14 protein-coding genes are annotated in these 12,599 nt (G+C 67.1%); all 14 read right to left on the reverse strand.

Translation table 11 applies throughout. The annotated features are described in order from the left end of the window. Nucleotide 1: 1 nt before the first annotated feature. Nucleotides 2-1,105 carry a histidinol-phosphate transaminase gene (gene hisC, locus AC6CIE_RS13735; RefSeq protein ID WP_498092464.1) on the reverse strand — a complete coding sequence of 368 codons (1,104 nt, stop codon included), beginning with the start codon at nt 1,103-1,105 and terminating at the stop codon, nt 2-4. Then, nucleotides 1,102-2,406, reverse strand: coding sequence for a histidinol dehydrogenase (gene hisD / locus AC6CIE_RS13740; RefSeq protein WP_498092466.1), 1,305 nt, complete (start codon nt 2,404-2,406; stop codon nt 1,102-1,104). The genes hisC and hisD overlap by 4 nt, the downstream gene beginning before the upstream one ends. A 65-nt stretch (nt 2,407-2,471) precedes the next feature. Next, the gene (gene hisG, locus AC6CIE_RS13745) at nt 2,472-3,146 is read right to left on the reverse strand and encodes an ATP phosphoribosyltransferase (protein WP_175123908.1); all 675 of its coding nucleotides are present in this window, start codon (nt 3,144-3,146) and stop codon (nt 2,472-2,474) included. Then, nucleotides 3,143-4,411 (reverse strand): UDP-N-acetylglucosamine 1-carboxyvinyltransferase, encoded by a 1,269-nt coding sequence (murA, locus tag AC6CIE_RS13750; protein WP_286938356.1) that lies wholly within the window; start codon nt 4,409-4,411, stop codon nt 3,143-3,145. Before murA ends, hisG begins: the two co-directional genes overlap by 4 nt. Further along, entirely contained in the window at nt 4,411-4,656 is a 246-nt protein-coding gene (locus AC6CIE_RS13755) for a BolA family protein (RefSeq protein ID WP_175123907.1), read from the reverse strand. The genes murA and AC6CIE_RS13755 overlap by 1 nt, the downstream gene beginning before the upstream one ends. Nucleotides 4,657-4,661: 5 nt before the next feature. Continuing rightward, complete coding sequence (locus AC6CIE_RS13760; protein ID WP_175123906.1) at nt 4,662-5,474, reverse strand: ABC transporter permease; 813 nt, start codon at nt 5,472-5,474, stop codon at nt 4,662-4,664. After that, complete coding sequence (locus tag AC6CIE_RS13765; protein WP_175123905.1) at nt 5,471-6,283, reverse strand: ABC transporter ATP-binding protein; 813 nt, start codon at nt 6,281-6,283, stop codon at nt 5,471-5,473. Before AC6CIE_RS13765 ends, AC6CIE_RS13760 begins: the two co-directional genes overlap by 4 nt. 175 nt (nt 6,284-6,458) lie before the next feature. Then, nucleotides 6,459-7,088: an MlaC/ttg2D family ABC transporter substrate-binding protein gene (locus AC6CIE_RS13770; protein ID WP_218342373.1), complete on the reverse strand. Its 630-nt coding sequence runs from the start codon at nt 7,086-7,088 to the stop codon at nt 6,459-6,461. A 38-nt stretch (nt 7,089-7,126) separates the two neighbouring features. Continuing rightward, entirely contained in the window at nt 7,127-7,936 is an 810-nt protein-coding gene (locus AC6CIE_RS13775; RefSeq protein WP_175123903.1) for an MlaA family lipoprotein, read from the reverse strand. An 82-nt stretch (nt 7,937-8,018) separates the two neighbouring features. Then, on the reverse strand, nt 8,019-8,519 hold the full coding sequence (mlaD, locus tag AC6CIE_RS13780; RefSeq protein ID WP_498092469.1) for an outer membrane lipid asymmetry maintenance protein MlaD: 501 nt from the start codon (nt 8,517-8,519) through the stop codon (nt 8,019-8,021). Between the two features lie 12 nt (nt 8,520-8,531). Next, nucleotides 8,532-9,320: a lipid asymmetry maintenance ABC transporter permease subunit MlaE gene (gene mlaE / locus AC6CIE_RS13785; protein WP_175123901.1), complete on the reverse strand. Its 789-nt coding sequence runs from the start codon at nt 9,318-9,320 to the stop codon at nt 8,532-8,534. After that, the gene (locus AC6CIE_RS13790) at nt 9,317-10,153 is read right to left on the reverse strand and encodes an ABC transporter ATP-binding protein (protein WP_175123900.1); all 837 of its coding nucleotides are present in this window, start codon (nt 10,151-10,153) and stop codon (nt 9,317-9,319) included. The genes mlaE and AC6CIE_RS13790 overlap by 4 nt, the downstream gene beginning before the upstream one ends. A 373-nt stretch (nt 10,154-10,526) precedes the next feature. Next, nucleotides 10,527-11,588: an NAD(P)H-dependent flavin oxidoreductase gene (locus AC6CIE_RS13795; protein ID WP_498092471.1), complete on the reverse strand. Its 1,062-nt coding sequence runs from the start codon at nt 11,586-11,588 to the stop codon at nt 10,527-10,529. A gap of 18 nt (nt 11,589-11,606) precedes the next feature. After that, complete coding sequence (locus AC6CIE_RS13800; protein WP_175123898.1) at nt 11,607-12,584, reverse strand: Bug family tripartite tricarboxylate transporter substrate binding protein; 978 nt, start codon at nt 12,582-12,584, stop codon at nt 11,607-11,609. Nucleotides 12,585-12,599: the final 15 nt, after the last annotated feature.

The raw sequence follows: 12,599 nt of genomic DNA on the forward strand, positions 1-12,599 counted from the left end.
GTTAAGCACTCAAGATCTCTTGCAGGGCAGCCAGCAAGGCGGCGTTCTCGGCCGGGGCGCCCACCGAAATGCGCAGGCAGTCGGCCAGCAGCGGGTGGGCATTGGAGAAGTTGCGAATCAATATTTTGCGCGCTTTCAGGGCAAGATGCACGGCGTTGCCGTCGAGCTTGCCGGAAAAGCGGGCGAGTATGAAGTTGGCGGCGGAAGGGAATACCCTGACGCCGGGCAGTTGCGCCAGCCCCGCGGCCAGCGGTTCGCGGTCCGCGCGCAGCCGTGCGGCCTGTTCGTCCAGCACGGCCTTGTGGCGCAGCACGGCCCGCAGCGTCGCCTGGGTCAGCACGTTCAGGTTGTAGGGCGGGCGCACCTTGTTCAGTTCGGCAATCCACGCGGGATGCCCGGCCAGGTAGCCGAAACGCAGGCCGGCCAGCCCGATCTTGGACACGGTGCGCATGACCACCACGTTGGGCGCATCCAGTACGCGCGGCATGAACGTGTAGTCGGCGAACGGCTGGTAGGCCTCGTCGATCACCACCAGCCCCGGCGCTGCCTGGATGATGGCGTTGACGTCTTCCGGCGACCACAGGCCGCCGGTGGGGTTGTTGGGCGTGGCCAGAAACACGAGCCGGGGCTGGTGTTCGCGGATGGCGGCCAGCATGGCCGGCAGATCCAAGGCCAGGTCCGCCGTCAACGGCACGCCCACGAAGCGCGCATGATCGAAGCGGGCCGCCATGTCGAAGTACACGAACGACGGCCACGGCGACAGCACCACGTCGCCCGGGTTGCAGCACGCCTGCACCATCAGGTGGATGAGCTCGTCCGAGCCGTTGCCGAACAGCACGTCTGCGGCGTCCGGCACGCCAAAGGCCATCTTGACGGCAGCCTCAAGCGCCGACAGGTCGGCGGACGGATAGCGGTTCAGCGGCGTGTCGCGGACGGCGCGCGCGATGTCGTCGCGCACGGCGTCGGGCAGCTCGTACGGGCATTCCATGGCGTCCAGCTTGATGCAGCCTTCGGCATGGGCGACGGGGTATGCCGCCAACCCGCGAATGTCCGCCCGGACGGTGCTTTTAATGCGGCCGGCGACGTCCGCCGGTCCGACGCTCATGACTTGTCGATCCGGTACTGGGCGCTGGCGGCGTGCGCCTGCAGGCCCTCGCCCAGCGCCAGTTCGGCGGCGATGCGGCCCAGCGTCTGCGCGCCGGCGTGCGAGACCTGGATCAGGCTGGAACGCTTCTGGAAGTCGTAGACGCCCAGCGGCGACGAGAAACGCGCCGTGCGCGAAGTGGGCAGCACGTGGTTCGGGCCGGCGCAGTAGTCGCCCAGGGCTTCCGAGCTGAAACGGCCCATGAAGATGGCGCCGGCGTGGCGGATGCGGGCGGTCCAAACCTCGGGCTGCTCGGTGGAGATCTCGAGGTGTTCGGGGGCGATGTCGTTGGCGATCTGGCAGGCTTCTTCCAGATCGCGCACAAGGATCAGCGCGCCGCGGTTGGCCAGGCTGACGCGCAGGATGTCGGCGCGCGGCATGGTGGGCAAGAGGCGGGCGATGGACGCTTCGACTTCCTCGATGAAGGCGGCGTCGGGACAGAGCAGGATGGACTGGGCCAGTTCGTCGTGCTCGGCCTGCGAGAACAGGTCCATGGCGATCCAGTCGGCCGGCGTCTTGCCGTCGCAGATGACCAGGATTTCGCTGGGGCCGGCGATCATGTCGATGCCGACGACGCCGAACACGCGGCGCTTGGCGGCGGCGACGTAGGCGTTGCCCGGGCCGACGATCTTGTCCACCGCCGGCACGGTGTCGGTGCCATACGCCAGCGCGCCAACGGCCTGCGCGCCGCCGATGGCGAACACGCGGTCCACGCCGCTGATGGCGGCCGCGGCCAGCACGATGGGATTGCGCGCGCCGTCAGGCGTGGGCGTGACCATGACCAGTTCCTGCACGCCGGCGACCTTGGCCGGGATGGCGTTCATCAGCACGGACGACGGGTAGGCGGCCTTGCCGCCGGGCACGTACAGGCCCACGCGGTCCAGCGGGGTGACCTGCTGGCCCAGCAGCGTGCCGTCGGCTTCGGTGTAGGTCCAGGTCTCGGCGCGCTGGCGCTCGTGGTAGGCGCGCACGCGGTCGGCGGCGGCTTCCAGCGCATTGCGCTGGGCGGCCGGCAGCGCGGCCAGGGCCGCATGCCAATCGGCCTTGGGGATCTCCAGCGTATGCGCTGCCGCGTCCGGCATGCGGTCGAACCGCTGAGTGTATTCCACCAGCGCGGCATCGCCGCGGGCGCGCACGTCGGCCAGGATGCTGGCGGCGGCGCGGTCGATGGATTCGTCCTCGGTGGCCTCGAAGGCCAGCAGCGTGGACAGGGCGGTTTTGAAACCGGGATCGCGGGAGTCGAGACGATTGATCAGGGCCATGGCGTCATGGAGCAAAGCGGGTAACGGTAACGTCCGCCACGCCGGGCGCGGCGGACGGTCGGGAATCAGACGTTGCGGGAGGCGGCTCTTGCGAAAGCGTCCAGCAGCGGTTGCAGGCGGTCGCCGCGGGTCTTAAGGGCGGCCTGGTTGACGATCAGACGCGACGAGATCGGCATGACGTCTTCCACGGCGACCAGGTCGTTGGCGCGCAGCGTGCCGCCGGTGGACACCAGATCGACGATGCAGTCGGCCAGACCGACCAGCGGTGCGAGTTCCATCGAACCATACAGCTTGATGATGTCCACGTACACACCCTTGCTCGCGAAGTGTTCACGGGCTGAGTGCACGTACTTGGTGGCCACGCGCAGTCGCGCGCCCTGGTGGACGGCGGCCTCGTAGTCGAAGCCGTTGCGCACGGCCACGGCCAGACGGCACTTGGCGATGTTCAGGTCGATGGGCTGGTACAGGCCGCCGGGCTGTTCCTTGGCGTGCTCGATCAGCACGTCCTTGCCCGCGATGCCCAGGTCGGCCGCGCCGTACTGCACGTACGTGGGCACGTCGGAGGCGCGCACGATGATCAGGCGCAGGCCGGGATCGCTGGTGGGCAGGATGAGCTTGCGCGAGCTTTCCGGGTTTTCCGGGACTTCGATGCCGGCTTCCGCCAGCAGCGGCATGGTTTCTTCGAAGATGCGGCCCTTGGACAGCGCCAGGGTCAGGGGGGTGACGGTCGCACCGTTCATCGCTGTTCCTTGCCGGTAACTCGTTGGATGTTCGCGCCCAGGGCGCGCAGTTTCACTTCCATCTGGTCGTAGCCGCGATCCAGGTGGTAGATGCGGTCGACCAGCGTGTCGCCATCGGCGGCCAGGCCGGCGATGACCAGGCTGGCCGAGGCGCGCAGGTCGGTCGCCATGACGGTGGCGCCGGACAGGCGCGGCACGCCGCGCACGATGGCGGTGTGGCCGTCGATGTCGATCTGGGCGCCCATGCGGCGCAGTTCCTGCACGTGCATGTAGCGGTTTTCGAAGATGGTCTCGACGATGACCGACGTGCCGTCGGCCACGGCGTTCAACGCCATCAGCTGGGCCTGCATGTCGGTGGCAAAGCCCGGGTACTCGTGCGTGCGAAAGCCCACGGCCTTGGGCCGCTTGTCCATGGCGCCGCGGATCCAGTCCGGGCCGGTCTCGATGGTCAGGCCTGCTTCGGCCAGCTTGTCGAGCGTGGCGCCCAGGATGCCGGCATCTGCGTTCTTGAGCAGGATGTCGCCGCCGGCTGCGCCCACCGCGCACAGGAAGGTGCCGGCTTCGATGCGGTCGGAGATGACGCGGTGTTCGGCGCCGTGCAGGCGGTCGACGCCATCGATGACGATGCGGTCGGTGCCGTGGCCCTGGATGCGGGCGCCCATCTTGATGAGCAGTTCGGCCAGATCCACGACCTCGGGTTCGCGCGCGGCGTTTTCCAGCACGGTGCGGCCTTCGGCCAGGACGGCGGCCATCAGCAGGTTTTCGGTGCCGGTGACCGTGACCATGTCGGTGCGAATAGAGGCGCCCTTCAGGCGCTTGGCGCGCGCCACGACAAAGCCGTGTTCGATGCTGATTTCAGCGCCCAGCGCGGCCAGACCCTTGATGTGCTGGTCGACCGGCCGCTGGCCGATGGTGCAGCCGCCCGGCAGGCTGACGCGGGCTTCGCCAAAGCGTGCGACCAGCGGACCCAGCACCAGGATCGAGGCGCGCATCGTCTTGACCAGGTCGTACGGGGCTTCCAGGCTGTCGACGTTGCCGGCTTGCAGCGTCACCACGCCGTCGTCGGCGCGCTCGGCGCGCACGCCCATCTGGGCCAGGAGGCGCAGCATGGTGCCGGTGTCGTTCAGGCGCGGCACGTTGGACAGGACCAGCGTGTCGGCGGTCAGCAGACCCGCGCACAGGATCGGCAGGGCCGAATTCTTGGCCCCGGAGATCGAGATCTCGCCGTGCAGCTGCGCGCCGCCGGTGATGCGTAGCTTGTCCATCATTCGCCCGCTTTGTTGTATTCGGCGGGGGTGAGGGTGCGCATCGACAGTGCGTGGATCTCGGCCTTCATGCGGTCGCCCAGCGCGGCGTAGACAAGCTGGTGACGCTGGATCAGGCGCTTGCCTTCAAAGGCGGTGCTGACGATGACGGCGTCAAAGTGCGAACCGTCGCCCTGCACGTCGAGATGTTCACAGGGCAGGCCGTCAGCGATGTATTGGCGGACTTGCGCGGGAGTGGGAAGCATGGACGTCAGTTCCTGAGTTTGTAGCCGCTGGACAGAAGCCGCAGCGCGTAAGCGGAGAGCGCGAGGAACACCGCCGTCACCACCGCCAGGCTGTGCCAGGGCGAGACGTCCGACACCGAGAAGAATCCGTGGCGGAATCCGTCGATGGTGTAGAAGATGGGGTTCCAGTGCGAGACGCTTTGCCAGAACGGCGGCAGCGTATGGATGGAATAGAACACGCCGGACAGGAAGGTCGCCGGCATGATCAGGAAGTTTTGAAAGGCCGCGAGCTGGTCGAATTTTTCGGACCACAGGCCCGCGATCAACCCCAGCGTGCCCATGATGCCGCACGCCAGCACCGCAAACACCAGCACCCACAGCGGATGCGCGGGCGACAGCGGCACGAAGAACAGCGCCACGGCCCACACGCACAGCCCGACGGCAAGACCGCGCGCGATGGCGGCCAGCACGTACGCGCCGAAGATATCGCGGTGCGACAGCGGCGGCAGCAGCATGAAGACCAGATTGCCGGTGATGCGGCTTTGTATGAGCGACGAGGACGGGTTGGCGAACGCGTTCTGCAGCATGCTCATCATCATGAGCCCGGGAATCAGGAACGACGTGTAGGGCACGGTGCCGTACACGGTGACGCGCCCTTCCAGCACGTGGGCGAACACCAACAGATACAGCAGCGCCGTGATGACGGGGGCGGCGATGGTCTGGAAGCTGACCTTCCAGAAGCGCAGCAATTCCTTGCGCAGCAGGGTCGGAAAGCCGGAACCCGCGTCCAGGCGGGGCTGCACCAGCGGCTGGCCGGCAGACGTGGCGGGCTGGGTCATGATGAGATCTCTTCGGGTTGCAGGGCGCGTGCGCCGGGCTCGTCGTCCTGATGCATGATGCGCACGAAGGCGTCTTCCAGGTCCACGCCGCCGACGCGGGCCAGGAGCGCCTGGGTGGTGTCCAGCGCCACGATGCGACCGCCCTTGAGCATGGCGATGCGATTGCAGAGCGCCTCGGCTTCTTCAAGGTAGTGCGTGGTCAGCATGATGGTGTGGCCGGCCTTGTTCAGCCGCGAGATGAACTCCCACAGCGTGCGGCGCAGGTCCACGTCGACGCCGGCGGTCGGCTCGTCCAGCACGATGACCGGCGGCCGGTGCACCAGCGCCTGCGCCACCAGCACGCGGCGCTTCATGCCGCCCGACAGCGCGCGCATGTTGGAGTTGGCCTTGTCGGCCAGGCCCAGGTTGAACAGGATTTCGTCGATCCAGTCGTCATTCTTGCGCAGGCCGAAATACCCGGACTGGATGCGCAATGTTTCGCGCACAGTAAAGAACGGGTCATAGACCAATTCTTGCGGCACGACGCCCAGCGCCCGCCGTGCCGACTTGTAGTCGGCCACGACGTCGTATCCACAGACGGTGGCGCGGCCCGCGGTGGCGTGCGCCAGGCCCGCCAGAATGGAAATGAGCGTGGTCTTGCCCGCGCCGTTTGGACCGAGCAGGCCGAAGAACTCGCCGTGCTCGATATTCAGGCTGACATTGTCCAGCGCCTGGAAGCCGGGCCGGGGCGTGCGCCCGAGCAGCTTCTGCCAGCCGCGCTGGCGCGGCGAGTAGATCTTGGAGACGTTTTCTAGGCTGACGGCGGACATGACGGGGGGAGATGGCCCGAAAAGAGCGAATTGACCATTATATAAGCGCGATGTGGCGGAAACCGGGGATGGCCCCGGTGGCGATGGGGGCGGCGCCCTGTTGCGTCCCCCAAAACAATCGGCCCGGCGGACCCCCGAGGGGTCGCGCCGGGCCGAGGCAAGCCTGAGCGAATCTTTACTTGTTGCGCTGGTTCAGCGCCTGGATCAGGCCGTCGATACCGTTCTGGTTGATCTGCTGGGCGAACTGGTTGCGGTAGTTCTCGATCAGCCAGATGCCTTCGACGTTCATGTCGTAGATCTTCCAGCCTTGGGGCGTCTTTTCCAGGCGGTAATCCACGCCCACCGGCTGGCTGTTGGACTGGCTGATCAGGGTGCGCACGACCACGTCGTCGGCCTTGGGATCGCCGCGGAACGGCAGGCCGGTGATGGTGGTGCTGGACGTGACGCGGGTCAGCGCGCCGCTGTACGTGCGGATCAGCGTGCCGCGGAAGGCGTCGGCCAGCGCGGTTTTCTGCTGGTCGGAGGCCTGGCGCCAGTAGCGGCCGGCGGCCAGGCGCGTGGTCTTCTGGAAATTGACGTACGGCAGGATGTGCTGGTCAACGACTTCGTTGATGCGGGCGGTGTTGCCGGCCCGCAGCGCGCCGTCGGACTTCAGGACCGCGAGGGCCTCGTTGGCGGCGGCCAGGACGAACTGCTCGGGCGGGCCGTTGGGGTCCGGCTTGGCGTTCGCGGTCGTGGCGGCCGCCAGGCCGACGAGGCCCGTGAACACCAGCCGCTGCAACAGAGAGGGAATGGAAAATCGCATCAAATCTCCTTCAAATACCGAAAGCGCAAGGCCTCAGCTTACTTGTTCGCGGGTTGCGGCGCAGGCACGGGGGCCGGCGCGGGCGCGGCGGGGGTGTCGTCGTCGCCGTCGTCTTCGTAGTTGGGCAGCGAGCCTTCCTCGTCCACGCGGTGGCCCAGCACCATGGCGGCACGGCGTTGCAGGAAGGCGTCGCGCACGAAGCTGTACGGGTCGAGCGCCACGCGGTCGATGGTGTCGGTGGTGTCGAGCAGGCTGGCGCGCGTGTCGACGATGCGCAGGCCCCACAGCGAGTTGCGCAGGCGCACGTTGTCGATCGAGTCCACGCCCATGTAGCCGTAGGTGGTGCCGTACAGGTCGCCGACCAGGCCGACGCCGTCGCGCACGCTGGAGGCGCCGAAGAACGGCAGCACCAGGTACGGACCCTGGCTGAAGCCCCAGACGCCCAGCGTGGTGCCGAAGTCGTTGGGGATCTTGCGCGCGCCATTGGCCGAAGCGACGTCGAAGCAGCCGCCCACGCCCATGGTCGTGTTGAACAGGAAGCGGCCCAGCGTGTTGACGAAGTCGTGGCCGCGGCCCTGCAGGAAGCTGTTGGTGCCGGACCAGAGGTCGCCGACGTTGCTGAAGATGTTGTGGATGCAGCTGCGCACCGGCTGCGGCGTCACGAACGTGTAGGCCTGCGCGACCGGCTTGAACACGGCGCGGTCGACCGTGTCGTTGAACTGGTAGACGCCGCGGTTGAAGCCTTCCCAGGGGTCGCGCGGATCCGGATTCTTGGGGGCGGCGCAACCAGCCATCAGCGCGCCCGCGGCGGCGACAGTGGCAATTCGGGAAATAGCTTTCTTATTCATGTTCCGGGTATCCCTATCAACAATTCTTTTGTTATCGCGACGGCGAGACGCAGCGTTGTAACAGCCTGATGGCGCCGCGCCTTTAGTCCTGGGCCTTGGGTGCCGATTCCGGCGCGGCGGTCGTGCCTTGCTTTTCCGCCGACCCGTACAGGAACTGGCTGATCAGCTGCTCCAGGACCACGGCGCTTTGTGTATAGCGGATTTTTCCGCCGTCGGTATAGTTATCTTCCTCGCTGCCGGCGGTCAGGCCCAGGTATTGCTCGCCCAAAAGGCCGGAGGTCAGGATGGCCGCCGACGAGTCCTTGGGGAACTGGTAGGCCGTCTCCAGATCGACCGACACAATCGCCTGGAAGGTCTTGTCGTCGAAGGAAATGCCCGTGACCCGGCCCACCACCACGCCGGCGCTCTTGACCGGCGCGCGCACCTTGAGGCCGCCTACGTTATCGAAGTTGGCGGTCACGGTATAGGTCGGGGCAAAGGAAAACGTGCTCAAGTTGCCGGCGCGCAACGCCAGGAACCCAAGCGCGATCGCGCCCAGCAATACAAACAGGCCTACCCAGAAGTCGGTTTTTTCGCGTGACATGATCGATCCGTATCAATTTCCAAACATCAAGGCGGTGAGCAGGAAGTCCAGCCCGAGAACCGCCAAGGAGCCCACGACCACGGTGCGCGTGGTGGCGCGGGCAACGCCTTCGGGAGTGGGCTTGGCCTGCCAGCCTTCATAAAGCGCCACCAGCGTCACCGTGACGCCGAAGACGACGCTCTTGATGGCGCCGTTGGCGACGTCTTTCCATACATCGACGCCGTTCTGCATCTGCGACCAGAAGGCGCCTGCGTCCACACCGATGAGCAGCACGCCCACGACCCAGCCGCCCAGGATGCCCACCATGGAGAACACGGCCGCCAGGATGGGCATGGCGATGATGCCGCCCCACAGGCGCGGCACGAGCACGCGGCGGATCGGGTCGACGGCCATGACTTCCATGGCCGACAGCTGTTCGCCCGCTTTCATCAGCCCGATCTCGGCGGTGAGCGAGGTGCCGGCGCGCCCTGCAAAGAGCAGCGCAGTGACCACCGGACCCAGTTCGCGCACCAGCGACAGGGCCACCAGCAAGCCCAATGCCTCTTCGGAGCCGTAGCGGTTCAGCGTGTAATAACCCTGCAGACCCAGCACGAAGCCCACGAACATGCCGGAGACGGCAATGATCAGCAGCGAATAATTGCCGATGAAGTGGACCTGTTGCGACACCAGGCGCGGCCGCGACAGCGCGATGCCGCTGCGCGCCAGCATGGCGCCGAAGAAGCGGGTGAAGTAGCCGATGCCGGCGACGCGGGAGCGCACCCAGTGGCCCAGTACGGCGACGGCGTTATTGGAAGCGCTCATGCTTTGCGCCCTTTCTGTTGCGACAGCCATTTCTGGAAGGCGGGCGTTTCGGGATACTGGAACGCGACCGGACCGTCCGGCTGGCCCTTGAGGAATTGCTGGACGTAGGGGTCCGGCGAGGCGGCCAGCATCTGCGGCGTGCCGGCGGCAGCCAGTTGGCCGCGGCCCACCAGATAGACCTGGTCCGCGATGGCAAAGGATTCCTGCACGTCGTGGGTGATCAGCACCGAGGCGCAGCCCAGCCGGTCGGCAAGGCTGCGGATCAGGCGGGCGGTGATGCCCAGCGAGATCGGGTCCAGCCCCGCGAAGGGTTCGTCGTACAGGATGAGTTCCGGCTCAAGCACCACGGCGCGGGCCAGTGCCACGCGCCGCGCCATGCCGCCGGATATTTCGGAGACCTTCAGGTGCGCGGCGGCGCGCAGGCCGACGGCATCCAGCTTGTCGAGCACGCGGTCGGTGACTTCGGCCTCGCTGATGCGCGTGTGCTCGCGCAGCGGAAACGCCACGTTCTCAAAGACGTTCAGGTCGGTGAACAGCGCGCCCTGCTGGAACAGCACGCCCATGCGCTTGCGCAGGGATTGCACTTCGGCGCGGGAGGCGGCGCCGATATCCTGGCCGAATGCCAGCACGCGGCCCTGCTGGGCGGTGATCTGGCCGGTGGCCGCACGCAGGAGCGTGGTCTTGCCGGAACCGGAGCCGCCCATGACTGCCACCACCTGGCCCGCCCGGACGTCCATGGAAATATCGCGCAAGACGGTGAAATCACCGTAGCCAAGCGCCACACCTTCCAGGCGCAGGGCGAATTCCGGGGTGCTGCTGGTTTGAGCGGGCATGGGCAACGAAAGGGAGTTTCGGCGGCGGAGCTTGCCCTGCTGTCCTGTCGACACGCGGGACCGAGGACCTGGCCGGCGCGGGCAAGACAGACTGCGTCGGGAAGCGCCCTGTTACTCAGATACCGGGGCAAGCGTAAGCGTTCGCTCCCGGCGGCGAGGCGCCATTGTAGCCCGACGCTGTGTAATCACAATTGGAGCGGCCGCCCGTGGAACAGTGTTTTCGGCTTCAGGAACAATCGGGTCGTCGCCGTTTCGGTGCTGATGGCGTTTGCCGATGCTCCATGGGTGTCTGACACCCTTGAGGCACTGGCCCGGCACACGCGGCTCCTACATGGGTGTCAGACACCCATTCCGGACAGACCGCCGCCAGCACTCAACGTCGCGCCTGCGCCGCCACCGTTTCCCGGGCCAGCCGCTGGATCAGTTCCGCTGTCGACTCCCGCCGTGCCAGCGGTGCGCCCTGACCGGCCCACAGGGACAGGACATTGATGTTGCCGCTCTTGCCGCCCGCCGTGCGCATGGGCCGGGTCAGGGCGTTCTGCAGCGGGTAAGGCAGGATGTCGCCGCCGATCGCGTCCACATCACGCATGAAGGCATTGGCGATGCCGCGCGCCGGGCGGCCGGAGAAGCCGCGGGTGATCCGGGATTGTTCGGCGCGGGAGGCCGCCACAACCGCCTTGTAGGCGTCGCTGATGCCGGATTCTTCCGTGGTGAGGAAGGCCGTCCCCATTTGGGCGAAGTCGGCGCCCAGCGCCAGGGCGGCCGCGATGCCGCGCCCGTCCATGATGCCGCCCGACGCGATGACCGGTACCGAGACGGCGTCCGCCACCTGCGGGACCAGCGCCATGGTGCCGATCATGGACGCCTCGAACGTGTCGAGGAACGTGCCGCGGTGGCCGCCCGCCTCCGCGCCCTGCGCCACGATGGCGTCAACGCCGTCCTGCTCCAGCGCTTGCGCCTCGCGGACGGTCGTGGCCGTGCCCACGGTCAGGATGCCGAGTTCGCGGCAGCGGGCCAGCGCCTCGGCCGGCAGGCGGCCGAAGGTGAAGCTGAGGACGGCGGGCCGGATGCGCAGCACGGCCTCGAGCTGGCCCGGCAGCGGATCGGCCTGCGGGCCGGGGGCCTCGGGCGCCGGCAGACCAAGTTGCTCGTGATAGCGCGCCATCAGGGCCAGCATCCGGCTCGCATCGCCCTGCATGGGCTCTGGCGGCACGGATGCGAACAGGTTGATGGCGAACGGGCGATCCGTGCGGGCGCGGACCCCTTCGGCCGCCGCCTCGATCTGTTCGGGCGTCATGTACGCCCCGCCGAGCGATCCCAGGGCGCCCGCCTTCGATGCCTCCGCCACCATGTCCACCGTGGTGGCGCCGCCCGCCATGGGCGCCTGGATGATGGGATGGGTCAGCTTGAGCAGTTCAATCAAAGGGGTAGCCATGGGAAAACTCCTGGGAGGTTATTGGAGCTGGATGTTTCCAGCCTTGATGACGTGCGCCCACTTGTCGCTTTCGGTTTTGATGAAGGCGGCGAATTCTTCGGGCGTGCCGCCGCCGGCCTGGCTGCCAGTGTCGGCAATGGCCTTCTGCACATCCGGGTCCTTCAGGATGCGGTTGAATTCGGCATTGAGCTTGGCGATGATCGGCGCGGGCGTACCGGCGGGCGCCACGATGCCCTGCCAGTTGTAGGACTCGAAGCCCGGCAGGCCGGATTCGGCCATGGTGGGCACGTCCGGCAGCACGTCCAGGCGCTTGGCGGACGTGACGGCGATCGGGTGGATCTTCTTGCCCTGAATGGCGGGCAGCGCGGAATAGCCCATTTCGAACATCATCGCGATGTGGCCGCCCATGAGATCGGTCGCAGCCAGGCTGCCGCCCTTGTAGGGCACGTGGACGATGTCGATGTTGGCCTGCTCGCGGAACATCTCGCCCGACAAGTGGTGCGCACCGCCCACGCCGGACGAGCCGAAGGTCAGCTTGCCCGGTTCCTTCTTGGCCAGTGCGATCAGGTCGGCCAGCGTCTTGACCGGCAGTTCGTTGTTCACGCTCAGGACCAGCGGGCTGTTCTCGATCAGGATGATCGGGGCCAGATCCTTTTGCGGGTTGTAGGGCATTTCCTTCATCAGCGACGGGTTGACCGCCATCGGGGCCAGGTTGCCCGTGCCGATCGTGTAGCCGTCCGGGGCCGCCTTGGCGATGAGGTTGGTGCCGACCACGCCGCCTGCGCCCGCCTTGTTTTCGACAACGATGGGCTGGCCCAGCGATTCGCCCAGCTTGCGGGCCAAGAGGCGCACGCGGGTGTCGGCAAAGCCGCCCGGCGCGTAGGGCACGATCATGGTCACGGGTTTGGCGGGCCATTCGCCGGTCTGCGCTTGGGCAGCGCCGCCAAAGGCGGCGGTGGCGGCCAGGGCGGCGATCAGGGGGCGTAGTGCTTTCATGCTGGGGACTCCTCG

It is taken from the genome of Achromobacter sp. GQ309 (assembly GCF_059759315.1).

What these genes read in the sequence shown, in the direction of transcription:
- hisC (WP_498092464.1), bottom strand. Translation starts at nt 1,105, where the DNA reads ATGAGCGTCGGACCGGCGGACGTCGCCGGCCGCATTAAAAGCACCGTC.
- hisD (WP_498092466.1), bottom strand. Translation starts at nt 2,406, where the DNA reads ATGGCCCTGATCAATCGTCTCGACTCCCGCGATCCCGGTTTCAAAACC.
- hisG (WP_175123908.1), bottom strand. Translation starts at nt 3,146, where the DNA reads ATGAACGGTGCGACCGTCACCCCCCTGACCCTGGCGCTGTCCAAGGGC.
- murA (WP_286938356.1), bottom strand. Translation starts at nt 4,411, where the DNA reads ATGGACAAGCTACGCATCACCGGCGGCGCGCAGCTGCACGGCGAGATC.
- AC6CIE_RS13755 (WP_175123907.1), bottom strand. Translation starts at nt 4,656, where the DNA reads ATGCTTCCCACTCCCGCGCAAGTCCGCCAATACATCGCTGACGGCCTG.
- AC6CIE_RS13760 (WP_175123906.1), bottom strand. Translation starts at nt 5,474, where the DNA reads ATGACCCAGCCCGCCACGTCTGCCGGCCAGCCGCTGGTGCAGCCCCGC.
- AC6CIE_RS13765 (WP_175123905.1), bottom strand. Translation starts at nt 6,283, where the DNA reads ATGTCCGCCGTCAGCCTAGAAAACGTCTCCAAGATCTACTCGCCGCGC.
- AC6CIE_RS13770 (WP_218342373.1), bottom strand. Translation starts at nt 7,088, where the DNA reads ATGCGATTTTCCATTCCCTCTCTGTTGCAGCGGCTGGTGTTCACGGGC.
- AC6CIE_RS13775 (WP_175123903.1), bottom strand. Translation starts at nt 7,936, where the DNA reads ATGAATAAGAAAGCTATTTCCCGAATTGCCACTGTCGCCGCCGCGGGC.
- mlaD (WP_498092469.1), bottom strand. Translation starts at nt 8,519, where the DNA reads ATGTCACGCGAAAAAACCGACTTCTGGGTAGGCCTGTTTGTATTGCTG.
- mlaE (WP_175123901.1), bottom strand. Translation starts at nt 9,320, where the DNA reads ATGAGCGCTTCCAATAACGCCGTCGCCGTACTGGGCCACTGGGTGCGC.
- AC6CIE_RS13790 (WP_175123900.1), bottom strand. Translation starts at nt 10,153, where the DNA reads ATGCCCGCTCAAACCAGCAGCACCCCGGAATTCGCCCTGCGCCTGGAA.
- AC6CIE_RS13795 (WP_498092471.1), bottom strand. Translation starts at nt 11,588, where the DNA reads ATGGCTACCCCTTTGATTGAACTGCTCAAGCTGACCCATCCCATCATC.
- AC6CIE_RS13800 (WP_175123898.1), bottom strand. Translation starts at nt 12,584, where the DNA reads ATGAAAGCACTACGCCCCCTGATCGCCGCCCTGGCCGCCACCGCCGCC.